Genomic DNA, 23620 nt, shown 5'->3' with positions numbered 1-23620 from the left:
ATGGCGACGGCAGCGCGCCGTGGGTAGGGTGACATCGCCCTGCCCCATGCCCCACGCGCGTGAGCTACCTGAGCTCCAGGCTGCCGCCGCGGATGTCGGCGGTCATCTGGAAGGCCGCATCCTCCACCTGGAAACCCTCCAGGTGCAGCCGGCTGCCACTGCCTACTCCGGTCACCGGAACTGCATGGAAGTCCAGCGGCTCGCCCTCGCGCAGGCGCTCGGCGGTATGCCGGGGCATCACCAGCCAGGCATAGCCCCCGTCCCTGCTGAACACCCGGCCGCGACCATCGGCCTCGATGCACAGCGCGGTGTCTTCGTCCACGCCGATGCCGACCATGTCCTCGCGCCCGCTCTGGCGGGCCGCACGGGCCACGAACACGATCAGGCGCCCGAGGCGGTCGCGCTTGCCGAAATGGGTGTCGGTGACCACGTTGGACAGGTACGGCAGGGTCAGGAAGTCACTGTCCAATGTCACCCCACTGCCCATCGGATCGTGCAACGCGCGGGCGGAGGTGAGGCTGCCACCGTCCAGTGCCCCGTAGCTGTAGCCGCCGAGGATGGCCAAGCCCGCGCTGGTGCCGGCGATCGGGCGGCCGGCACGGACGTGGGCATTGAGCGCCTCGTTCAAGGCGGTGCCCTTCCAGAACCGGATGTAGCGCGACTGGTCGCCGCCGGCGATGAAGATGGCATCGGCCGCGGCCACCACCCGCAACACCGCCGGGTCGTCGGCGGCACGGCGGTGGTCGAACACCAGCGTCTGCACCGAGGCCGCGCCGCCGATGTCGCGGTACAGGCGCTGCTGCAGGTCGTCGCCGCCGGAGGCGCGCAGGATCACCACCCGCCCGTGCCCGGCCTTCTGCAGCCACCAGTGGAACGCCTCGGGTACCCATTCGCCGCCGCCCATCAGCATCATCGCCGGCTCGGTATGGGCGGCCGGCGCGGTATCCAGATCGCCGACGTCGTAATAACGGTAGCCGGCGTGCTGCAGGCCGGCCCCGGCCTGGGCCTGCGCGGTCAATGCCCCGCCGGCCAACAGCACGGCAAGGATCCAGGCGACGCGACGTGATCGGCGACCCATGTTTTGCCTCCTGAATCGGATGGAAAACTGAACAAAAACCGGGTGTAAGCGCTTTCACTCTTTGCCAGAGAAATTGCCAGTGGTCAACCCCGTAAAAAAGGCGTTAAATGCGCGCCGTCCATTCGCGAAAAGTGAATGGGGGCCGGGCCTCCCCTGAGGCCGACTTATCTTCTCGAGAATTCTCATGCGTAAACAGGCGATGGCGTGGTCGATCCAGCTGGCGTTGATGGGTGTGGCCGCAACTGCGGGCGCACAGGCCCCAGCGGCTCCCGGGGTACAACAGCTGGACACGGTGCAGGTCACCGGCTCGCGCATTCCGCGGGCACAGGTGGAAGGCCCGGCACCGGTGACGGTGATCACGGCCGAGCAGATCCAGGCCAGCGGCTTCACCAGCGTGCCGGACGTGCTGCGCTCGATGACCCAGAACGGGGGTGAAACCCAGAGCCAGCAGTCGGCCAGCGGCGCCGACTTCTCGCCGGGCGCGCAGCAGGTCGACCTGCGCGGGCTGGGCCCGAACCACACCCTGGTACTGGTCAACGGCCGCCGTATCGCCGACTTCCCGATGCCCTTCCAGGGCCGCAGCAACTTCACCAACGTCTCCAACATTCCCCTCGGGATGATCGAGCGGATTGAAGTGCTGACCGGCAGCGCCTCGGCGATCTACGGCTCCGATGCCATCGCCGGGGTGGTCAACTTCATCCTGAAAAAGCGCGTGGACGGCACCACCGTCGATGTCCGCATGGGAACCACCACCGAAGGTGGCGGCGAGTCGTTCGACATCAGCCTGGCCAGCGGCGTCGATGCCGGCCGCTTCAGCGCGGTGTACAGCGTCGAACTGCAGTCGCAGACGCCCCTGTGGGCCTATCAGCGCAGCCAGCAGGATTCGACCCTGGACGCGCCGACCGACAGCGCGCGCATCCCGCGCCGCGCGTACCTGCGCACCGACTACAACGACGATTACCTCGACCCGGGCCAGGCCACCTGCGATGCGCTGGCTGGGCAGAACCGCGGCAGTACCCAGTACGCCGAGCGCCCGCGCTACGGCTTCTACTGCGGCAGCGACAAATCCATCGGCTACGGCACGATGCTCAGCAAGCGTCGCGGGGCGAACGGCTATGCGTCGCTGAACTATGCCTTCGACAACGGCGCGGCGTGGTTCGCCGATGTGCAGATGGGGTACCACGACATCGCGTTGATGCGCGACGTCACCCAGTGGGGCCGCATGGCGGCCGACGGCAACGAAGACGGCTACTTCTACAACCAGGCCACCGACCAGGTGGAGTTCTGGCAGCGCCAGTTCTCGCCCGAAGAAATGGGCGGGCTGCGCAACGGCATGATCCGCAGCACCCAGAAGACCTTCAGCGTCACCACCGGTTTCAAGGGCAGCCTCGGGGCGAACTGGGATTACGAAGCCTCGCTGAGCCATTCGCAGTACCAGTCATCGATCCGCTGGCCGCAGATCATCGCCTCCAAGGCCAACGCGCTGTTGCTGGGCGAGCAGTTGGGTGAGTACACCGATGACGACGACAACGTGTTCCCGATCTTCAACGCCGACCCGGCGCGCCTGTACCGGCCGCTGAGCCGTGGCGAGTACGACTCGATTGCCGCCAGGACCACCTACACGCCCAAATCGCGCACCGACACCGCCGCATTGACCCTGACCAACGGCGAGCTGTTCGAGCTGCCCGGCGGCAAGGCCGGTTTCGCCGCCACCGCCGAGTTCGGCAACCAGTCCTACGCGCTCAATCCCGATCCGCTGGCCACCCAGTACTACTACTACAGCTGGAAGGACTCGGACGGGCACGGCAGCCGCAACCGCTGGGCCACCGCCGCCGAGCTGCGCCTGCCGCTGCACGACACGCTCAATGTGAGCGTGGCCGGCCGCTTCGACCAGTACCGGTATTCGGGCAATACGATCGGCAAGGCGACCTGGAGCGGCGGCATCGAATGGCGCCCGATCGACACGCTGCTGGTGCGCGGCTCGTACGGCACCGCGTTCCGCGCGCCGGACCTGCACTACGTGTATGCCGGGCCGGGCAACGATGAGACCAGCAACAACGACTACTACAACTGCCAGCTGGACCAGGCCGAGGACTGCTCGGACTACGAAGAGAACCTGATCCGCACCCGCGAAGGCAACCGCAAGCTGGACCCGGAAACCAGCACGTCGTGGAGCGCCGGACTGGTGTGGTCGCCGGCGATCGGGCTGGACCTGTCGGTGGACTGGTTCGACATCGACATGCGCGACCAGGTGCAGGACATGGACGTGGGCAGCATCCTGCGCGATGAGGCGACCTGCCGCCTGGGCAGCGCCGATGCCAGTTCGCCGACCTGCGTGGATGCGATCAGCCGCGTCACCCGTACCAGCGACGGCCGCTTGTATGGGGTGCACGTCAGCCCAATCAACATCGCGCGCGAAACCACCCAGGGCATCGATGTGGGGCTGCGTTATCGGCTGAGCACCGGGCTCGGCGATTTCATCCTGAGCGGCAACCACACCTGGGTGAAGACGCACGATTTCCAGCAGTTCGACGGTGACGTGGTGGAGGACAAGTTCGCGGTAAACAGCGGGTTCGACATTCCGCGCACCAAGACCAGCGCCAGCATCACCTGGGAAAACGCAGCATGGTCGGCCACGCTGTATGGGTCGCGGCTGGGCAAGCTGCCGACCTACGACAGCTATGACGAGAGTTTTGATCCGGAGAGCGGCGACAGTCCGTGGATCGGCGCGACGTACCGGTACAACGTGTCGGTGCAGTATCGCTTCGACGACCATTCGCGCCTGTCGCTGTCGGTGGTGAACGTAGGCAACAAGATGCCGCCGAAGGATGTGACGTATACGTCCTACCCGTACTACGACGTGTCGTGGTTCGATACGGTGGGCCGTACGGTGAACCTGCAGTACACGCACAAGTTTGGTGGTACGGCGCTGTAAGCGGCGCGGTTGCAGCGGATGCGGACGAAAAGACGGAGGCATTGCCTCCGTCTTTTTTTTGGTTCTTCTCCCATGTTTGGGGAGAGGTTCACCCACCGGGCGACAGCAGCTTGCGGGGGCCTTCGCCTGGCTATGACGTGAGCGTCCGGGCCCCTTGGCGGCCGGCAGGCCCTTTCGCAAATGTCCCCCGGCCGACGCCTGCGGCGCCGGCCTCCTCCTTTATTTTGCCAAGGACCTGCCGGCCGCCAAGGGGCTCGGCTTGCGGAATGTAAAGGCGTACTCCGTTATTTGCCGTGGGGTGCCAGTTCCCCTGCGGAGGTAGGTCACCACCGTTGGTGGTGACGCTGTTCCCACCATCGTCCGGCGCTGTGCGCTAAGAACCAAAAACGTCTGCGCTGCGCCGGGGTTCCGGGTTGGTGGTTGCTGCAGTGTCTTCGCTCGGGCATGCCGCGAGCGTCCGGGCCCCTTGGCGGCCGGCAGGCCCTTTCGCAAATGTCCCCCGGCCGACGCCTGCGGCGCCGGCCTCCTCCTTTATTTTGCCAAGGACCTGCCGGCCGCCAAGGGGCGCGGCTTGCGGTACGCGGATGCGCGCTTCGATGTTTGCTGTGGGTTGCTAGCACTTACTGCCCGTGGGTGCCTGTTCCCCTGCGGAGGTAGGTCACCACCGTTGGTGGTGACGCTGTTGCCGCCATCGTCCGGCGCTGTGCGCTAAGAACCAAAAACGTCTGCGCTGCGCCGGGGTTCCGGGTTGGTGATTGCGGTGGTGTCTTCGCTCGGGCATGCCGCGAGCGTCGGGGGCCCTTGGCTTGCGGAATGCGGATGCGCGCTTCGATGTTTGCCGTGGGTTGCCAGCGTTTACTGCCCGTGGGTGCCGACTCCCCTGCGGAGGTAGGTCACCACCGTTGGTGGTGACGCTGTTGCCACCATCGTCCGGCGCTGTGCGCTAAAAACCAAAAACGTCTGCGCTGCGCCGGGGTTCCGGGTTGGTGGTTGCGGTGGTGTCTTCGCTTGGGCATGCCGCGAGCGTCGTGGCCCCTTGGCGGCCGGTGCGTGAAAACCCGCCAGCATGTTTTCCACACCCCACGTGGAGAGGCGTGGGGGTTTGGTGTGGACAAGTGGGTGCAAGCCAACCACGGCAAGGGTTTCAAGGCGTGGTGATTTTTTGTCCAGGCACGTGTGGGGTTTTCCACACGATGCGTGGAAAGCGAGGGGGGTTTGCTGTGGACAAGCCTGTGTGAGCGATGCGCTGCAAGGGTTCCCGACGGTGGTCATAAATTGTCCACCCTGCCAGCGAGCGGAGTCGCGAGGTTGTCGGCCAGCGGCCGACACTACCGGTGCACGTGTTTTCCACACGGTACGTGGAAAGCGGTGGGGGTTTGTTGTGGACAAGTGGTGCGGAGCCATGCACACCAGTCGTTTTCAAAGCTGGTTGTTTTTTGTCCAGTGCGCCGCGATGGGAGCCCGGAACGCAAACGCCCCGCTCAAGGCGGGGCGCTGCGGGCATCAACGTGCGATGAACTCAGACGTTGAAGCGGAAGTGCAGGATGTCGCCTTCCTGGACGCGGTATTCCTTGCCTTCCAGGCGCAGGCGACCGGCTTCCTTGGCACCGGCTTCGCCCTTGTACTTGATGAAGTCGTCATAGGCGATGGTTTCAGCGCGGATGAAGCCCTTCTCGAAGTCGGTGTGGATCACCGCGGCGGCCTGCGGGGCGGTAGCGCCCTTGCGCACGGTCCAGGCCCGCACTTCCTTCACGCCAGCGGTGAAGTAGGTCTGCAGGCCCAGCAGCTGGTAGGCGGCATAGATCACGCGGTTCAAGCCGGGCTCGGACAGGCCGAGGTCGGCCAGGAAGGTATCCCGGTCTTCGTCGTCCAGCTGCGACAGCTCTTCTTCGATCGCCGCCGAGACCGGCACCACCTGCGCACCTTCGGTGGCGGCGCGGGCGCGCACGGCGTCCAGGTGCGGGTTGTTCTCGAAGCCGTCTTCCAGCACGTTGGCGATGTACATCACCGGCTTGAGGGTGAGCAGGAACAGGTCGCGCACCAGCGCCTGCTCTTCCTCGTCCAGGCCGGCCGAACGCCCGGCCTTGCCGTCGGCCAGCGCAGCCTGCAGCTTGGCCAGCACCGGCTTGCGTGCCGCCGCGTCCTTGTCGCCGCCCTTGGCGGCGCGCTCGGCGCGGTTGAGCGCCTTCTCGACGCTGTCCAGGTCGGCCAGGGCCAGCTCGGTGTCGATGGTGTCGATATCCGACAGCGGGTCGACCTTGTTGTTGACGTGGATGACGTCGGCGTTCTCGAAGCAGCGCACCACATGGGTGATCGCATCCACCTCGCGGATGTGGGCGAGGAACTTGTTGCCCAGGCCTTCACCACTGGCCGCGCCGGCCACGAGGCCGGCAATGTCCACGAACTCCACTGCAGTCGGGATGACCTTCTGCGGGTTGATGATCGCGGCCAGTTCGTTCAGACGCGGGTCCGGCACCGGCACGATGCCGACGTTCGGTTCAATCGTGCAGAACGGGAAATTGGCCGCGGCGATGCCGGCCTTGGTCAGCGCATTGAACAGGGTCGACTTGCCGACGTTGGGCAGGCCGACGATGCCGCATTTGATACCCATCTTTGACAACCTCTGGGGTGAAAGTGATTGGGGAAACGGCGATGGTGGGCGCGGTTTTTCCAATCATTCTCGGGGGCGGTGGGGGCAGCGCGTACCGACCAACGGTCGGTACCTACCGGTTTACTTTGGGGTGTGCAGCTGTTTCATCGCCTCGCTGAAGTCGCCCTTCACTGCCAGCGGCATCACCTGGATGGCGTCATCAACGGCATGGCCGATCAACACGTCATCGTCCTTGCTGGCACGCCCCAGTACCCAGGGCACCACGCGATCCTTGTGGCCGGGGTGGCCGATGCCGATGCGCAGGCGGTGGAACTGGCCGTGGCCGAGCAGACGGATGGTGTCGCGCAGGCCATTCTGGCCGCCGTGGCCACCATCGAACTTGAGCCGGGCCACGCCGGGTGGCAGATCCAGTTCGTCGTGGGCCAGCAGGGTCTGTTCGGGTTCGATCTTCCAGAAGCGCTGCGCGGCGGTGACCGATTTTCCACTGAGATTCATGAAGGTGGCAGGCTTGAGCAACCACACCGCCTGCCCGGCGATATCGACCTTGGCGGTCTCGCCGAACAGCTTGCTGTCCACGCTCCAGCGCGCGCCGGCCTGTTCCAGCAGGGCGTCAATGAAACGAAACCCGGCATTGTGCCGGGTCTGGGCGTGCTCGGGGCCGGGATTACCCAGGCCAACGATCAATCGCAATCCTGTCATCACTCTTCTTCGTCGGTACCAGCCCTGTGCCGGCACATACAAAAAACGGCGCCCGCCCCGAAAGGCAGGCGCCGCAAACACTTACTCTGCGGCCGGCGCTTCGTCGGCAGCGTCTTCCTTGCCGAGCTTGGCGGTGACGATCGCGTCGTCGTGGTCCTTGCCCTGGGCCAGGGCCGGGATCTCAACGCCCTTGGGCAGCTTGATGTCCGACAGGTAGATCACGTCGCCAGCCTTCAGCTCGCCCAGGTCGATGTTGATCGACTCCGGCAGGTCCTTCGGCAGGCAGCTGACGGTCACTTCCTTCAGTTCGTGGGTGACCACGACGTCGGCAGCCTTGCCAGCCGGCGAGGTGTCTTCGTTGATGAAGTGCAGCGGGACGTTGGCGGTCAGAACCTCGTTCTCGTTCACGCGCAGGAAATCCAGATGGATGATCAGCTGCTTGAACGGGTGGCGCTGCATGTCACGCAGCAGCACCTTGGTGATCTGGCCATCCAGGTTCAGGTCCAGGATCGAGGAGTAGAACCAGTCGTTGTACTGGGCCAGCCAGATCTGGTTGTGGTCCAGGTTGATGTTGATCGGAGCGACATCGCCGCCGTACACGACGGCCGGGATCACGCCGGCGTGACGCAGGCGGCGGCTCGCACCCTTGCCCTGCACGTCACGAGCGGTGACCTTGATTTCATGGGTCTTGGACATTGTTTTACTACCAGTTGTTGCCCAGCCTGAGGGCCGGGCGGATAAAGGTACTTCCGCGACCAGAAGTACCCGGGACCCTGCCTGCCGTTGCCGGCAGGCAGGAGAAAATCAATCCACGTACAGCGAGCTGACCGACTCGCCGAAGGCGATGCGACGCATCGTTTCGGCCAGCATTTCCGCCACGCTGAGCTGGCGGATCTTGCTGCACACCCGCGCTTCTTCACGCAGCGGGATGGTGTCGGTCACCACCAGCTCATCGAGCTGGGAGTTGTTGATGTTGTCCACCGCCGGGCCCGAGAGCACGGCATGGGTGCAGTACGCCGCCACCTTGAGGGCGCCGCGCGCCTTCAGCGCCGCGGCAGCCGCACACAGGGTGCCGGCGGTATCGACGATGTCATCGACCATCACGCAGGTCTTGCCTTCGACGTCACCGATGATGTTCATCACGGTGGAGACGTTGGCGCGCGGACGGCGCTTGTCGATGATCGCAAGGTCCGCATCGTCCAGGCGCTTGGCCACGGCACGAGCACGTACCACGCCACCCACGTCCGGGGACACCACGATCAGGTTTTCGGTGCCGTAGGCGCGCCAGATATCGGCGAGCAGCAGCGGCGAGGCATACACGTTGTCGACCGGCATGTCGAAGAAGCCCTGGATCTGGTCGGCATGCAGATCCACCGTCAGTACCCGGTCGGCACCGACGGCGCTGAACATCTTGGCGGCCACCTTGGCGGTGATCGGCACACGCGAGGAACGCATGCGGCGGTCCTGGCGCGAGTAACCGAAGTACGGCACCACCGCGGTGACGCTGTTGACCGACGCACGCTTGAGCGCATCGATCAGCACCAGCAGCTCCATCAGGTTCTCCGCACTCGGTGCGCAGGTCGGCTGGATCACGAAGACGTCCTGCTTACGGACGTTCTCTTCAATTTCGACCTGCACCTCACCATCGGAGAAGCGCGACACCAATGCCTTGCCCGGCCGCACCCCCAGTTCCTTGCAGATGCTCTGCGCAAGGCGCTTGTTGGCGTTGCCGGAAAATACCAGCAGGTTGGGGTGTTCTTGCATCATGACGGTCTCGGGCGGGAGCGATGTGGAGAACTCGGTGACAAACACTGCGGAGGGCCGGCCGTGCCCGCGCAGGCATGCGCATGGGACGCGGCGGTCATCCGCAAGTGGCAGGGGCGGGAGGATTCGAACCTCCGAATGCCAGGATCAAAACCTGGTGCCTTGGGCCTCTTGGCGACGCCCCTGCATCAAAATCAATAACGCTCGAGTACATCAAGCAGTGGCGAGCGCTCCATGCCCACAGCTACCCATGCCCGCAGTTCTTCCGGCAACCGCGCCAGGCCCTGCTCTGCGGCAGTGCGGCTGGCGAACTCGACGAAACAACCGCTTCCCGACCCGGTGAGTCGTGCCCGACCGATCCTGCTCAACGCTGCAAGCACTGCCTCTACGGCGGGCTCGCGACGGCGCAGTACCGGCTCGAACGCATTCCCGAGCAAAGACCCGGAAGCGAAGTCCGCTATTTTCGCCACTGGGGCGTCGCGCGTCAAATGCGGATCTGCAAAAAGTGCCGGGGTCGGCACATGGACGCCGGGATCGGCCAGCACATACCAGGCCGGAGGCAGGGCGATCGGGGTGAGCAGTTCGCCCACGCCCTCGGCCCAGGCGTTGTGACCGCGCACGAAAACCGGCACGTCCGCGCCCAGGCTGAGACCCAGCGCAGCCAGCGCCTCCACGTCCAGGCCGGCGCCCCACAGGCGGTTCAATGCCACCAGTACGGTGGCCGCATCGGATGAACCACCGCCAAAGCCGCCACCGGCTGGAATGATTTTTTCGATACTGATGTCAGCGCCTTGCGCGACGTTGGCAGCATTTTTCAAAAAATATGCGGCACGCACGGCGAGGTCATCGGCCTCCTCCACCCCCGCTGCGGAGACCCCGTGGCGGCGGATCAGGCCGTCCTCACGCAGTCGCAGGCCGATCCGATCCCCCCAGTCGAGCAGGCGGAACACCGATTGCAGCTGATGGTAGCCGTCGGGTCGGCGGCCGGTGATCTGCAGGAACAGATTCAACTTGGCCGGGGCCGGCCACGACGACCAGCGTTCGTTCAGGTCCAGCGCGGTCATGGAGTGCCCAGCACCCAGCTGTCGACCACCAGGCGCACCTTGGCGTCGCCACTGACCGCTTCAATGCGCCGCGGCAGCATCGGACGGTTGCCTTCGGCCGGGTACCAGTCCAGGTACTGCACCTGCCAGCCCATCTGCTCGACCCGGCGCGGCCGGCCCTGATCGTCGCGCTCGACCCGCTCGGCCGGTGCGGCGTCGTCAGCCACCATGCCCCGCACCCAGGCGGGCAGCTGGTTGACCGGGATGTCCCAGCCAGTCGCCTCCAGCAGCAGCTGCTGTGCGTCCTCGCCCTCGCGTGGACCGCCGTCCAGCCCTTCCAGACGCCCGGCCTCGGCGTGGGTATCGCCCATCAGCCGGAAACTCTGGCGGGTCACCGGTGCACTGAGTTCCACCACGTAGCGGCGCGCATCCTGCTGCCAGTCGATGCGGCCATTGCCACCGTTGCGCCCCTTGTTGATCGCCACCCGGCCCTGGAAGGTCCATCGGGGCTGGCCCTGCAACGCGGCCACGCGCGCCGCTTCGGCCTGCTCGGCCTGGGCCGAAACGGTCTCCACCACGGTGGGCGCGGCCGGCGCCTTGCGCTCGTCCAGCGAAACGCAGGCCGACAACGCGACGGCCATCGCCAGCGCGCTGCCGGCCTTGAGCAAATGCAGGTTCATGCGCCGTACTTCTCGATCACGCGCTGCAGGGCGCGGTTGTCAGGGTCCAGCTTGCGGGCTTCATCGAGGAAACGGCGGGCCTCCTCCTTGCGTCCCAGCACCCACAGCACCTCGCCCACATGTGCGGCAATTTCCGCATCCTTGGTCAGGGTCCAGGCGCGGCGCAGCTGTACCAGTGCCTCTTCGTTGCGGCCCAGGCGGTAGAGCACCCAGCCGTAGCTGTCGACGATGGCGGCATTGTCCGGCTCGGCCACGCGGGCGCGGTCGATCAGTTCCAGCGCCTCCTGGTAGCGCTGGGTGCGGTCGGCCAGGGTGTAGCCGAGCGCGTTGAGCGCAGCCACGTTTTCCGGCTCGGTGACCAGGATCTTGCGCAGGTCGGCCTCGGCGCGCGGCACGTCGTCGCGGCGCTCCCAGGCCAGCGCGCGGGCGTACAGCAGTGCATTTTCATCGGGATAGGCGGCCAGGCCACGCGCCAGTGCATCCAGTTCGCCGGGCAGGTCATCGCCACGCAGGCGCAGCTCGGCTTCGAGCAGGTAGGCATCGCGACGGGCCTGGTCATCGACGCTGGCGTCGGACTGGATCGCATGCACTTCGGCGAAGGCCTTGTCCGGACGGCCCACCTCATACTGCGCATTGGCCGCGCGCAGGCGCGCTTCGTCCAGTTCGTCGCCGCCGGGCACGCTGTGGTACCAGTCCACCGCCTCGCCCGGGCGCTTGAGGAATTCAGCGATCTTGCCCAGCAGCAGGCGCTGCGCCGGATCGGGCTTGGCGGCCTTGGCCGACAGGTCCTTGTACAGCGCCAGCAGCGCGGCGTTGTCCTGCTGCTTGGCCAGCAGCGAGGCGCGCATGCCGTAGGTCTGTACATCCTGCGGGCCCACGGCCAGCACGCGTGCGGCCGAGCGCGCATCGCCCATGCTGTCGTAGGCGATCGCCAGTGCGTTGCGCAGTTCCGGGTCCTGCCGCGACCGCGGCTCCACGCCGCGCAACAGCGCCAGCGCCTGCTCGGTCTTGCCGGACTGGCTCAACTGGCTGGCGTTGAGCAGCGCCACGCGCGGCTCGTTGGGGAAGCGCCTGACCACCTCATCGACCATGCGCCGGGCCAGCTCCGGCCGTTCCATGCGCATCGCCAGCCGGCCAAACTCCTGCCAGATCTCCAATTGGTCGGGGATGGCGTTGTCGTCCACCAACCCGCCCAGCACCTGCGCCGGGACCGCCGGGTCGCGGCCACCGCCGATCAGCGCGGCCATGGCGAACTTCCAGCCACGCGGGTCGGGATCCTTGAGCAGCGCGCCCAGTTCGGTGCGCGCGGCCTTCACATCGTTGCGGCGCATGTCCAGCGCGGCCGCGCTGCTGCGCATGGCCAGGGTCCGCGGCGAACGGGCCTGCCACAGGGCCAGCGCGCGGGCGGCACGCTTGTCATCGTCGGCCAGCATGGCGATACGGGTAGCGCGCTCGGCCAGCCCGGCGTCGTCGGCGCCCGCCTCGGCCGCCTCCAGGTACCAGCGCGCGGCATCCCCGAGCTTGCCGGCCTGCAGGGCGAACTCACCGGCCATCACCGGGGTCAACGGCGCCAGCTCGGCGGTCGTGGCCTTGTCCGGCGCGGGCGCGGGCGGGCCCGCAGGGGGGGCTGCCAGGGCATTGGCGACGGACAGGGACAGCAACAGAACGCTGGAGATGCGAATCAATGCGGGCATCGGGGGCTTCTGGCCTTAAAATGGCGACTTGAATGGCCAGCAGCTTATCGCAAGCAACTGAACAATGACCCTGTGGGTGCTCGGACTGAATCACCAGACCGCGCCAGTGGAGCTGCGCGAACGCGCGTCCTTTGGCGGCGACGCCCTGCCCCAGGCATTGGCGTCGCTGCGCGATACCCCGCAGGTGGCCGAAGCGGTGCTGTTGTCCACCTGCAACCGCACCGAGTTGTATGCCGTGGCCGACTCCGGCGACGCCTTGGCGCAGTGGCTGGAAAGCCATGCCGGACAGCTGCACGGCTACCTGTACCAGTACGCCGACGCCGACGCGGTGCGCCATCTGTTCCGGGTTGCCACCGGGCTGGATTCGATGGTGCTGGGCGAGCCGCAGATCCTGGGCCAGGTCAAGGATGCCTGGGCGATCGCGCGCGACCACGGCCTGCTCGGCCAGCGACTGGACCGGCTGTTCCAGCAGACCTTCTCGGTGGCCAAGCGTGCGCGTACCGATACCCGCGTGGGCGCCAACCCGGTGTCGGTGGCCTCCACGGCGGTGCGCCTGGCGCAGAACTCGTTCGCGCGGCTGGAAGATTCCACCGTGCTGCTGGTGGGGGCCGGGGAAACCATCGAGCTGGCAGCCAAGCACCTCAGCGAGGGCCGGGTGCGCCGGCTGTTGATCGCCAACCGTACCCTCGCCCACGCCCAGGACCTGGCCAGCCGGCATGGCGGCGTGGCGCTGCCGCTGACCGAACTGGAACGCCACCTGGGCGAAGCGGACGTGGTGTTTTCGGCCACCGCTGCGCGTGAGCCGGTGATCGCCCGGGCGCACGTGGCGGCCGCATTGAAGACCCGCAAGCACAAGCCGATGCTGCTGTTCGACCTGGCCGTGCCGCGCGACATCGACGCCGGCGTGGGCGATTTGCCCGATGCCTTCCTGTACACCGTGGATGACCTTGAGCGGGCGGTGGAAGACAACCGCCGCAGCCGCCGCGAAGCGGCCGCCGAAGCCGAAGCGATCATCGAGCTGCAGGTCGCGCGCTTTGTCGAAACGCTGCAGGCCAGCGCCCACCAGGCACCCCTGCGGCAACTGCGCGCCTATGGCGAGGCGACCCGCGTGGAGATGCTGGACAAGGCCCGCCAGCAGCTGGCCCACGGCAAATCGCCGGAGGAAGTGCTGGAGCTGCTGGCCCATGGCCTGACCAACCGCCTGCTGCACCCGCCCACTGCCGCGCTGCGCGCGGCCGCGTTGAGCGGCGATACTGAATTGACCCGCGCCGCCGAGCGCCTGTTCCCGGCCAAGCCGGGCTACCTCCATCCTGCTGTGAAGACTGATGACGCCGACCCTGCGCCGTAAGCTGGAAGCGCTGGCCGAACGCCGCGAAGAACTCGAACGCCTGCTTTCCGACCCGGGCGTGGTCAACGACAACGATCGCTTCCGTGCTTATTCGCGCGAGTTCGCGCAGCTGCAGCCGATCGCCACCGCCTTGGCCGATGAAGCACGTGCCAAGGCCGACCTGGCTGCCGCCGAAGCCATGCGCGGCGACCCCGACCTGCGCGAGCTGGCCGAAGAAGAGATCACCGCCGCCGAGCAGCGGCTGCAACAACTGGACCGCGACCTGGCGCTGCTGCTGGTCCCGCGCGACCCGCGCGATGACGGCAACCTGTTCCTGGAAGTGCGCGCCGGCACCGGCGGCGACGAAGCGGCGATCTTTGCCGGCGACCTGTTCCGCATGTATGCCCGCTACGCCGAGCGCCAGGGCTGGAAGGTCGAGATCGAATCGGACAGCCCGGGCGAACACGGCGGTTACAAGGAAGTAGTGGCGCGCGTGGTCGGGCGCGGTGCGTATTCCAAGCTGAAGTTCGAATCGGGCACGCACCGGGTGCAGCGCGTGCCGGCCACCGAGTCGCAGGGCCGCATCCATACCTCGGCGGCGACAGTGGCGATCATCCCCGAGGCCGATGAAGTCGACGAGATCGTGATCAACCCGGCCGACCTGCGGGTGGACACCTTCCGCTCCTCCGGCGCCGGTGGCCAGCACGTCAACAAGACCGAATCGGCGATCCGCATCACCCACCTGCCCAGTGGCGTGGTGGTGGAGTGCCAGACCGAACGCAGCCAGCACGCCAACCGCGACAAGGCGATGAAGCGGCTCAAGGCGCAGCTGCTGGACAGCGAGCGCAGCAAGCAGGCCGCCGCCACCGCTGAAAGCCGCCGCCTGCAGGTGGGCAGCGGCGACCGCAGCCAGCGCATCCGTACCTACAGCTTCCCGCAGGGCCGGATCACCGACCATCGGGTGGAAGGGCTGACCCTGTACGACCTGCCCAACATCATCGCCGGCGAGCTGGACACGCTGGTCGAGCGCTTGATCCAGGAACACCAGGCCGACGAACTGGCGCAGCTGGCGGCGGGCACCTGAGCATGGATGCCGAACGGCAGCAGCTGCGCCTGGCGGTGCAACGGCAGCCGTCCGATTTCATCGCCTGGGTAATGCTGGCCGATGCCGAGCTGGAAGCCGGTGATGTCGCGGCCGGCGAACAGGCGGCCACGCGCGCCTTGCAGCTGCGCGGCGAACATCCCGAGGCGCTGGCACGCCTGGGCCGTGCGCGCTGGATGCAGGGCCGCCACGACGAGGCCGCCCACCTGCTGCGCCAGGCCTCCAACCGGGCGCCACAGCATCCGGGCATCGCATTGTGGCTGGGCCATGCCCTGGAAGATGCCGGCCAGCCGGAGGCCGCCGCAGACGCCTACCGGCACGCACACACCCTGCTGCCGGGGGAGCCTTACATCACCGCGCAGCTGCTCAACTGGCAGCGTCGATTGTGCGACTGGCGCAACCTCGAGCCGCTCTCGGCACAGGTGCACCAGGCCGTCGCGCAGGGCCAGGCGGTGGTCGAACCATTCGCCTTCCTCAGCGAAGACAGCAGCCCGGCCGAACAGCTGGCCTGCGCGCGGCAACGCGCGGCGGGCATCGCTGCCAGCGTGGTGCCACTTTCGCCGGTACGCGTGCGTGCGCAGGGCCGGCTGCGGGTCGGGTTCCTGTCCAATGGCTTTGGTGCGCACCCCACCGGCCTGCTGACCGTGGCACTGCTGGAGCAGCTGCGTGCGCAGGGCGCGATCGACCTGCATCTGTTCGCGCTCAACACCGATGACGGCAGCGACATCCGCGTGCGCCTGCAGGCGGCGGCAACCCAGCTGCATGCGGTGGACGCGCAACCGCACCAGCAGATTGCCGCAAGTATCCGTGCGGCCGGCATCGACGTGCTGTTCGACCTGCGTGGCTGGGGCGGCGGTGGCACGCCGGCGGTGCTGGCGATGCACCCGGCCCCGGTGCAGGTGAACTGGCTGGCCTACCCCGGCACCTCCGGGGCGGCGTGGATCGACCACGTGCTGGCCGACGCGTTCGTGCTGCCCGACGTGCTGGACGCGGGTTTCAGCGAAGACGTGCGCCGCCTGCCGCGCGCGTTCCAGCCGTCCGATTGCACCCGCCCGCTGCTTCCTGCGCCCTCGCGCGCAGACTGCGGCCTGCCCGACCAGGGCGTGGTGCTGTGCTGTTTCAACAACAGCTACAAGCTCAACCCGCGCAGCGTGCAGCGCCTGTTCGCGGTGCTGCACGGGGTGCCCGGCAGCGTGCTGTGGCTGCTGTCCGGGCCGGGCAATGCCGATGCCCGCTTGCGCAGTGCCGCGCGCCAGGCGCAGCTGGATCCGGCGCGACTGGTGTTCATGCGCAAGCTGCCGCACCCGCAGTACCTGGCGCGCTACCAGCATGCCGACCTGTTCCTGGACACCCACCCCTACAACGCCCACACCACCGCCTCGGACGCACTGTGGGCCGGCTGCCCGGTGCTGACCTGCCCCGGCGCGACGTTTGCCTCGCGCGTGGCCGGCAGCCTCAACCACCACCTGGGCCTGGCCCGCATGAACGTGGCCGACGACCGCGCCTTCATCGCCACGGCCATTGCGTTGGGTAACGACGCCCAGGCGCTGGCGGCGCTGCGCGACGAACTGGCGCAGCGCCGGCGGGACAGCGGACTGTTCGACATGGCCGGGTTTGCGCGCGATTTCAGCGCCGTGGTCGAAACGCTTGCCCGCGAGCGCGGCTGGCAGGGCGTGGCATGAGCTTGGCGGTGGGCGTGCCGATGGCCGCATCGCCGGTGCAGATCGGTGGCCAGCCGATCCAACGGGGGCCGGTCGATCTGCGGGTGCACCGACCGCCTGCCGTCCCCGGCGATCCCGACACCGTTTGAACCACTGCCGCGCTAGGCTCGTGCTTCCCTTGTGGATGACCGAGGCACGTGGATGGGCAAGCTAAAGCGCAAGCAATACCAGGCCCTGCTGGAACCCATGCAGCTGGAACTCACCGCGATGGCGCGCTGGGTGCAACACACCGGGCAGCGCGTGCTGGTGCTGTTTGAAGGACGCGATACGGCCGGCAAGGGCGGGGTGATCCAGGCGATCAGCGAACACCTCAACCCTCGCCAATGCCGGGTGGTGGCACTGCCCAAGCCGACCGACCGCGAGAGCACGCAGTGGTACTTCCAGCGCTACGTGTCGCACCTGCCCGCCGCGGGCGAGATCGTGCTGATGGACCGCAGCTGGTACAACCGTGCCGGCGTCGAGCAGGTCATGGGCTACTGCACCGAAAACCAGTACCACGCGTTCCTGGCGCAGGCACCGGTGTTTGAGAAGCTGCTGGTCGACGATGGCATCCTGCTGTTCAAGTACTGGTTGAGCGTGGACCAGGTGCAGCAGGAAAAACGCTTCGCCGAGCGCCACCTGGATCCGCTGAAGGGTTGGAAGCTGTCGCCGGTGGACCTGAAATCACGCAGCAGGTACAGCGCCTATACCGAGGCGCGCGAGACCATGTTGCGCGCCACCCACCGCGATGAAGCGCCGTGGACGCTGGTGGATTTCAACGACCAGAAGCGTGGCCGGCTGGGGCTGGTCCGTAACCTGCTGGATCGCCTGCCCGACACCGGCGTGGACGAGCCGGTGCTGGCGCTGCCGCCGCTGAAGGGCAAGCTGCACAAGGAGCAGTTCGGGGTGCTGGCGCCGATCAAGGAGGTTGAGATTCCGTAGTGCCAGGCGCTGCCCGGCAGCTCAGCCTTCCTTTATCCGCACCTCGATGTCATGCGCGGTGACCGGGCCGAGGAACTCCTGGGCGACCTTGCCATCGGGCGCGATCAGGTAGGTCAACGGCAAACCGCGCGGGATGGCGAAATCCTCCGGCGGGTTGTAGGTGTCCACGATCACGATCGGATAGGTGACCGGGTGCTTGTCCAGGAACGCCTTCATTTCGACCGGCTCGATATCTTCATACGCCAGGCCGACCACCTCGATCTCGCTGCGCATCGCATGCAACGCCGACAGTTCCGGCATCTCCTTGCGGCACGGCGCGCACCAGGTCGCCCAGAAATTGACCACCACCCACTTGCCGCGATGTGCGGCCAGGTCGTAGCTGCTGCCATCCAGCGCCGGCAGTACCAGGCGCGGCTGTTGGACGGTCTTGCGCTCGGTGGCCGCGGGCGGTTCGGCGGCCGGTTCGGCGATCGGCGTGGGTGGGGCGGCCGTCGCGGCGGCATCGGGCTGTGCGGCGGGCTTGTTGCAGGCGGCCAGGGCCAGCAGGCCGATGGCCAGCAGCAGGGGCTTGGCGCTCATGGTGTGTCTCCAGGGGTGGAATAGATGTCGCTGACGCGGCGCTTGAGCAGCTCGCGCAGGGGCAGCCGCAGCGTATCCAGCGCAAGCACGGAGGCTTGGCCAAGCGTGTCGTCGCGGTACGGCAGGTAGGCTTCGCGCACCGGGATGCGCATCTGCGTGGTTTCGTACAGGTCGGCCAGGGTGAGCTTGTCCAGGTCGCGCGCGAGCAACCATTGGCCCCGCTCATCCCGGCGCACCACGCGGATCGCTTCCAGGTCGCACAGCATGGTCTGCAGCAGCGAGTCGGTCAGCATCGGCTCCAGCCGCAGGATTTCATCGTCGTCCAGGCTGTGCCCTTCCACGCGTGCCTGTTGAAAGCGCCCGATCAGGCGCAGCAGGCCGTAGATTTCATAGCCGGTGGGCAAGCGCAGGTCCGCCGGCTGGTAGCGGAACGCGGCAATGGAGGATGCCAGCGATGCGCCCAGCAACACCGAGACCCAGCACAGATAGATCCACAGCAGCAGGATCGGCACGAAGGCGACGGTGCCATACAGCTTCTGGTAGGACTGGAAACTGCCGAGGTAGGCGCCCATGCCCCACTTCACCAGTTCCAGCATCACCGCCGCCAGGATCGCGCCGGGCACCGCGTGGCGCCACTTCACCGTGTGGTGCGGCACCACCCGGTAGACCAGCATGATGCACACGAACTCGATCAGGATCGGTGCCACGGTCAGCGACAGGTTGGCCAGCCAGCGGCCCTCGCTGGTGCCGAACAACGGCAGCGCGAACACCCGTGCCGATACCGCCAGTGATGCGGCCGCCAGCATCGCGCCGAGGGTCAGCACGGTCCAGTAGACCAGGAAGCGGGTCAGCTTGGGCCGCCCCGAATTCACCCGCCAGATCTGGTTGAAGGTCTGCTCGACGCTGTTGAGGGTGATCAGCAGCGATACCACCAGGGCGATGAAACCGGCGGCGGTGAGCTGCCCCGCGCTGGCCGAGAACTGGCGCAGGTAGCCTTCGGCGGCACGCGCGGCGTTGGGTACGAAGTTGGAGAAGACGTAGTCGCTGAGCTGGTCGCTCCAGCGGTCGAACACCGGAAACGCCGACAGCACGCCGAACACGACGATCGCCAGCGGGACCAGCGCGAACACGGTGGTGTAGGCCAGCGATGCGGCCGCCTGGAACAGACGGTCATCCAGGAAGCGCCGCCACAGGAAGCGGCCGAAGCTGGCGGCGCGCGGCCGATCACGTACGCGCTCCATCCACAGGTTGACGGTGTCGAGGGGTTCCATCGCCGCAAGGGTACCCGATGCGGGGGAACGGGCACGTGTTCCAGAAGGTCTGCCGGTGCATGGCCGGTACCGGGCGTCGCGGAAGATGCCGGTGTACCGATACACGCTCGCCCTCGGCGGCCGGCATCGCCATACTGGCCACTGGTCCCGAAGAGATGATGCGCGATGGCGGAAATCCTGGTGCTGTACTACAGCCGCGGTGGTTCGGTGGCCCGGCTGGCCCGCCAGATCGCGCGCGGCATCGGCGAGGTGCCGGGCATGAGCGCGCGCCTGCGCACGGTGCCACCGGTGGCGGCGGTGACCCAGACCGCGCGCCCGCCGGTGCCCGAAGACGGCGCCCCCTACGTGGACGTGGCCGACCTGGCGCAATGCGATGGCCTGATCCTGGGCAGCCCGACGCGCTTTGGCAACATGGCCGCGCCGGTCAAGCATTTCCTGGATGGACTGGGTGCCGAGTGGGTCAACGGCACCCTGGTCGGCAAGCCGGCGGCGGTCTTCACCTCGACCGCATCGCTGCACGGCGGACAGGAATCGACCCTGCTGTCGATGCAGGTGCCGCTGCTGCACCATGGCTGCCTGATCGTCGGCATCCCGTTTACCGAGCCGGCGTTGAGCCACACCACCACTGGCGGTACGCCCTACGGTGCCAGTCATGTGGCCGGCGCCGACGACAACCCGGTGCCGAGCGAGGATGAGGCGATCCTGGCGCGTGCGCTGGGCCGGCGCGTGGCCGACATCGCACGGCGGCTGGCATGAGCGGCCGCGCGCAGGAAACGGTGCTGACGCTGCTGTTGCTGGCGTTGGCGGCGGTATACGCGGTGTGGTTCGCCCACGATAAACACTGGCTGGCCACGCAGCTGGTGTTCACCCTGCCGGCGCTGCTGCTCGCGCTGGGGGTGTGGCTGCGGCGCGGCAAGGCCGCTTTCTGGGCCGGGGTGCTGGCCCTGTTCTGGTTCAGCCATGGGGTGATGAGCGCCTGGAGCCATCCGGAAACCGCGCTGTGGGCGTGGGCGGAGCTGCTACTGGCGCTGGCAGTGATCGGCGTGGCCAGCGGCCCTGGCCTGCGCCGGCGCTTCGGGTAAGCTCATCGCATGCGTGCCGCTTCGCGGCCGCCCCCTGACTCGGGGGGCGCTGCGCCGTATCATTGGCGCATGGCGCGGTAATCCGCGCGGCTCACTGTCAACCAGGATTGCTGCAATGGAAGAACTACTGATCATCACCACCGGTGGCACGATCGACAAGATCTACTTCGACGACAAGTCGGATTACCAGATCGGCGATCCACAGATCGGGATGATTCTGCGCGAGTTGGGCGTGACCTTCCGTTTCAACGTGATCCCGATCCTGCGCAAGGACTCGCTGCACATCACCGACGACGACCGCGAACTGATCCGCGCGACCATCGCCGCGCAGCCCACCCGCCACGTGCTGGTGACCCACGGCACCGATTCGATGGTGCAGACCGGGCAGGTGCTCAAGAGCATCGCCGACAAGACCATCGTGATGACCGGCGCACTGAGCCCGGCGCGTTTCCGCGGATCGGATGCGGAGTTCAACATCGGTTGTGCGATCGGTGCGGTGCAGTCGCTGGCCAGTGGCGTGTATATCGCCATGAACGGCCGCATCTGGAACCCGGAGCACGTGCGCAAGAACGTGGCAGCAAACCGGTTCGAAGAAGCCTGATTCGCGGCACGGTTTTTTCCTGTTCGCTGGTTGCCGTCAAAGGCAGAAGCCCAAAGCTGCACTTCCCTGCGCACTTAGCTGGGCGGGGGTGTATGGGTTTGCGGGACACGCCGTAAATCCATCCCTGGAGGCTCGTGAGCGCCATCCATGGCGCCCAACGGTCCCGCGAACCCACACACCCCCACCCTCGACAGTGAGTCGGTGGCCGTGGCGAGGGCCAAAGCAGCACAGCGCAGAGCAGCACGCACACGTTCGAAGTTGCCGCTCTTTCGTTGCGCCCCAGCACACTGTCAAAGGCTGGGTACGGGTGGGTTGGCGGGACCGTTGGGCGCCATGGATGGCGCTCACGAGCCTACACGGACGTACTTGCGGCGTGTCCCGCCGACCCACCCGTACCCAGCCAAGCCAGCGCAGGCACAAACGCGCGGCCGTTGATCCTGCTTCGGCTCAAGCTCTGGCTTCGGCTCCGGCTCCGGCTCCGGCTCCGGCTTTCAGCTTCTAAAAAAAGAATACCCAAAAAAAAACGCCCCGACCGAAGCCGGGGCGTGCCCATTGGAGAGGGATCTGGGCTCAGTACTGCGCGGTCAGGGTGACCCCGGAGAAGGTCGAGTAGCCCTTCACCCGCACGTGCCAGGTACCGGCCGCCGGTGAAGTGATCGTGCAGGTCTCGTTGTTGCCGCTCAGGTACGGGCGGCAGTTGTAGACGGTATCGGTCGGGGCGCTGCCCGAACGCACGTACAGGTCCGCATCACCACTGCCGCCGGCGATGGTCACCTTCAGCTGCGAACTCCCCGAAGGCACGGTCACGGTGTAGGCCAGCGAAGCACCACTGGCCGCGCCCAGGCCGGTCACCGGCACGTTGTTCTGCAGCACGGTGCCGGTACCCGGTCCCGGGCCGGTGCCGTTGATGGCTGCGGTGACCGCCGCATCGGCATCGACGATGCCTGCACCGCAACCGCCGCTGCACGCGCCCGGCAATGCCCGTGCGGTGTTCTTCAGCAGGGTTTCGATGGCCGCCGGGGTCAGCGCGGTCGGTGCCACCGACTGCACCAGTGCGACCACGCCGGCCACGTGCGGCGCCGCCATCGAGGTACCGTTGTAGGACGCATACGACGCCGTGCCGGGCACGGTGGTGCCGCTGTTGAGGGTGGACAGGATCGCCTGGCCCGGCGCCGAGACGTCGATGCCCGCACCGTAGTTGGAGAAGCTGGCGCGGGCGCCGGCCGAGGTGGTCGCGGCTACCGCGATCACGTTGGCGCAGTTGGCCGGTACCGACGAGGACACGTTGGTGTTGCTGTTGCCCGCCGCCACCACCACGGTGGTGCCGCGCGAGACGGCACCGTTGATCGCGTTCTGGTAGGTGGTCGAGCAGCTGCCACCGCCGCCGAGCGACATGTTGATCACTTCGGCCGGATTGGCATTGGCCGGCACGCCACTGACCGTGCCGCCGGAGGCCCACACGATCGCATCGGCGATGTCGGAGGTGTAGCCACCGCACTTGCCGAGCACGCGCACCGGCACGACCTTGGCATTGAACGCCGTGCCGGCAACGCCGGTGCTGTTGTTGGTCACCGCGGCGATCGTGCCGGCCACATGGGTGCCGTGCCAGCTGGAGTTGGACGCCGGGATGCCCGAGCCGCACTCGTTGGCCCCGTACCAGTCGCCTTCATCGTTGGGGTTGTTGTCGCGACCACCGCCGTCGCGGGCCATTGCCGCGTCGCTGATGAAGTCATAGCCCGGCAGGATGTTGGCGTTGAGGTCGGGATGGTTGGTGATGCCGGTGTCGATCACTGCCACTACCACGCCTGTGCCGGTGGCCTTGTCCCAGGCCGGCCGCACGTTGATGGAGGCGTTGCTGGTGCCAAAGCCCCACTGCTCGGACAGGCGCGTGTCGTTGGGCACCAGGGTGGCGTGCATCAGCTGGTCGACCTCGACGTATTCCACGTTCGGGTCGGCCGCCAGGCGGCGCATCAGCAGCTCGGACTCTGCCGCGTCCAGCGGGCGGTCGGCCATGAGCACGGTCGGGCCGATGGCCAGCTGGCGCAGCTTCTGCAGGCCCAGCGCACGCCCCTGCGCGGCCGGCACCGCCGAGGCGGCGGCCTTGAGCGAGGTGGCCAGTGCGGTCGGCGTGGCGACCAGGTTGGAACCGTCTTTGTACTTGACGATGAAGCGCTGATGGGTCGGTGCCGAGGACAGGCCACTCAGCTGCACATCGCCGGCGAACGCCGGGGCGGCAAGCAGCAGGGTGGAGAGGACGGACGCGCCCAGTACAACCAATGCACGCTGACGCAAACGCGGTTGCGGATCATGAGACATCGGATTTCCCTTTCAGACAGTGGTTGCCGCCAATGCGGCTGAGAATCCAGCGCCGATCCGGTGGCTGTTGAAGCGATGGCACGGATCGGCACCGGTTGTTGGATCGGTTCCCCTGAAATCAAACCGCCCGCAGTGACGCTAGTGGGTCATCGCGGGATCAACAATCTTTCAGCCGCACTTCAGTGACATGAAATGT

At 67.0% G+C, this 23620-nt stretch carries 19 protein-coding genes and 1 tRNA gene; 8 read left to right on the top strand and 12 right to left on the bottom strand.

Annotation, left to right across the window (positions count from 1 at the left end; translation table 11 throughout):
• Positions 1 to 64: 64 nt before the first annotated feature.
• A complete protein-coding gene (locus tag AC3IR9_RS03860) occupies positions 65 to 1078 on the bottom strand; it encodes a cyanophycinase (protein ID WP_489294164.1) in 1014 nt (337 codons plus the stop codon).
• A gap of 184 nt (positions 1079 to 1262) precedes the next feature.
• On the opposite strand from AC3IR9_RS03860, the gene AC3IR9_RS03855 reads away from it, so the two are divergent.
• Positions 1263 to 4013 carry a TonB-dependent receptor plug domain-containing protein gene (locus tag AC3IR9_RS03855; RefSeq protein WP_489294163.1) on the top strand — a complete coding sequence of 917 codons (2751 nt, stop codon included), beginning with the start codon at positions 1263 to 1265 and terminating at the stop codon, positions 4011 to 4013.
• A 1519-nt stretch (positions 4014 to 5532) separates the two neighbouring features.
• Here AC3IR9_RS03855 and ychF read toward each other — a convergent pair.
• The 8 genes from ychF to AC3IR9_RS03815 all read right to left on the bottom strand — a co-directional run bounded on the left by ychF (position 5533) and on the right by AC3IR9_RS03815 (position 12504).
• Positions 5533 to 6624 carry a redox-regulated ATPase YchF gene (gene ychF, locus AC3IR9_RS03850; protein ID WP_489294162.1) on the bottom strand — a complete coding sequence of 364 codons (1092 nt, stop codon included), beginning with the start codon at positions 6622 to 6624 and terminating at the stop codon, positions 5533 to 5535.
• Positions 6625 to 6744: 120 nt separating this feature from the next.
• On the bottom strand, positions 6745 to 7323 hold the full coding sequence (gene pth, locus AC3IR9_RS03845) for an aminoacyl-tRNA hydrolase (RefSeq protein ID WP_489294160.1): 579 nt from the start codon (positions 7321 to 7323) through the stop codon (positions 6745 to 6747).
• Between the two features lie 81 nt (positions 7324 to 7404).
• Positions 7405 to 8019, bottom strand: coding sequence for a 50S ribosomal protein L25/general stress protein Ctc (locus AC3IR9_RS03840; RefSeq protein WP_489294159.1), 615 nt, complete (start codon positions 8017 to 8019; stop codon positions 7405 to 7407).
• A 108-nt stretch (positions 8020 to 8127) separates the two neighbouring features.
• Entirely contained in the window at positions 8128 to 9087 is a 960-nt protein-coding gene (locus AC3IR9_RS03835; protein WP_026070235.1) for a ribose-phosphate diphosphokinase, read from the bottom strand.
• A 108-nt stretch (positions 9088 to 9195) separates the two neighbouring features.
• A tRNA-Gln gene (locus AC3IR9_RS03830) sits at positions 9196 to 9272 on the bottom strand.
• Positions 9273 to 9281: 9 nt separating this feature from the next.
• Positions 9282 to 10151 (bottom strand): 4-(cytidine 5'-diphospho)-2-C-methyl-D-erythritol kinase, encoded by an 870-nt coding sequence (gene ispE, locus AC3IR9_RS03825; protein ID WP_489294157.1) that lies wholly within the window; start codon positions 10149 to 10151, stop codon positions 9282 to 9284.
• Positions 10148 to 10810 carry a lipoprotein insertase outer membrane protein LolB gene (gene lolB / locus AC3IR9_RS03820; RefSeq protein ID WP_489294155.1) on the bottom strand — a complete coding sequence of 221 codons (663 nt, stop codon included), beginning with the start codon at positions 10808 to 10810 and terminating at the stop codon, positions 10148 to 10150. Before lolB ends, ispE begins: the two co-directional genes overlap by 4 nt.
• Positions 10807 to 12504: a tetratricopeptide repeat protein gene (locus tag AC3IR9_RS03815; RefSeq protein WP_489294154.1), complete on the bottom strand. Its 1698-nt coding sequence runs from the start codon at positions 12502 to 12504 to the stop codon at positions 10807 to 10809. Before AC3IR9_RS03815 ends, lolB begins: the two co-directional genes overlap by 4 nt.
• Before the next feature lie 64 nt (positions 12505 to 12568).
• Between AC3IR9_RS03815 and hemA the strand changes: the two genes are divergently transcribed.
• From hemA to ppk2, 4 genes are all read left to right on the top strand, one after another.
• The gene (hemA, locus tag AC3IR9_RS03810; protein WP_489294153.1) at positions 12569 to 13852 is read left to right on the top strand and encodes a glutamyl-tRNA reductase; all 1284 of its coding nucleotides are present in this window, start codon (positions 12569 to 12571) and stop codon (positions 13850 to 13852) included.
• Positions 13830 to 14915, top strand: coding sequence for a peptide chain release factor 1 (gene prfA / locus AC3IR9_RS03805; RefSeq protein ID WP_489294151.1), 1086 nt, complete (start codon positions 13830 to 13832; stop codon positions 14913 to 14915). The genes hemA and prfA overlap by 23 nt, the downstream gene beginning before the upstream one ends.
• A 2-nt stretch (positions 14916 to 14917) precedes the next feature.
• On the top strand, positions 14918 to 16615 hold the full coding sequence (locus tag AC3IR9_RS03800) for an O-linked N-acetylglucosamine transferase, SPINDLY family protein (RefSeq protein WP_489294149.1): 1698 nt from the start codon (positions 14918 to 14920) through the stop codon (positions 16613 to 16615).
• A gap of 180 nt (positions 16616 to 16795) precedes the next feature.
• Positions 16796 to 17575 carry a polyphosphate kinase 2 gene (gene ppk2 / locus AC3IR9_RS03795; protein ID WP_489294148.1) on the top strand — a complete coding sequence of 260 codons (780 nt, stop codon included), beginning with the start codon at positions 16796 to 16798 and terminating at the stop codon, positions 17573 to 17575.
• A gap of 21 nt (positions 17576 to 17596) precedes the next feature.
• Here the strand turns inward: ppk2 and AC3IR9_RS03790 are convergent, their stop codons facing one another.
• A complete protein-coding gene (locus AC3IR9_RS03790; RefSeq protein ID WP_489294146.1) occupies positions 17597 to 18154 on the bottom strand; it encodes a TlpA family protein disulfide reductase in 558 nt (185 codons plus the stop codon).
• Positions 18151 to 19425 carry a YihY family inner membrane protein gene (locus AC3IR9_RS03785; protein WP_489294145.1) on the bottom strand — a complete coding sequence of 425 codons (1275 nt, stop codon included), beginning with the start codon at positions 19423 to 19425 and terminating at the stop codon, positions 18151 to 18153. The genes AC3IR9_RS03790 and AC3IR9_RS03785 overlap by 4 nt, the downstream gene beginning before the upstream one ends.
• Before the next feature lie 165 nt (positions 19426 to 19590).
• Between AC3IR9_RS03785 and wrbA the strand changes: the two genes are divergently transcribed.
• The 3 genes from wrbA (at position 19591) to AC3IR9_RS03770 (ending at position 21108) form a co-directional block, all read left to right on the top strand.
• Positions 19591 to 20181 (top strand): NAD(P)H:quinone oxidoreductase, encoded by a 591-nt coding sequence (gene wrbA / locus AC3IR9_RS03780; protein ID WP_489294144.1) that lies wholly within the window; start codon positions 19591 to 19593, stop codon positions 20179 to 20181.
• Positions 20178 to 20507 carry a DUF2069 domain-containing protein gene (locus tag AC3IR9_RS03775; RefSeq protein ID WP_489294143.1) on the top strand — a complete coding sequence of 110 codons (330 nt, stop codon included), beginning with the start codon at positions 20178 to 20180 and terminating at the stop codon, positions 20505 to 20507. The genes wrbA and AC3IR9_RS03775 overlap by 4 nt, the downstream gene beginning before the upstream one ends.
• A gap of 115 nt (positions 20508 to 20622) precedes the next feature.
• Positions 20623 to 21108 carry an asparaginase domain-containing protein gene (locus AC3IR9_RS03770; RefSeq protein WP_259209029.1) on the top strand — a complete coding sequence of 162 codons (486 nt, stop codon included), beginning with the start codon at positions 20623 to 20625 and terminating at the stop codon, positions 21106 to 21108.
• A 570-nt stretch (positions 21109 to 21678) separates the two neighbouring features.
• Here the strand turns inward: AC3IR9_RS03770 and AC3IR9_RS03765 are convergent.
• Positions 21679 to 23424, bottom strand: a complete 1746-nt coding sequence (locus tag AC3IR9_RS03765; RefSeq protein ID WP_489294141.1) for a S8 family peptidase — start codon at positions 23422 to 23424, stop codon at positions 21679 to 21681.
• Between the last annotated feature and the right edge of the window lie 196 nt (positions 23425 to 23620).

The sequence above is a fragment of the Stenotrophomonas sp. GL_101 genome (assembly GCF_057835675.1).
Note: the sequence above shows the minus strand (reverse complement) of the source record. Positions and strands in the feature narration are given on the sequence as shown.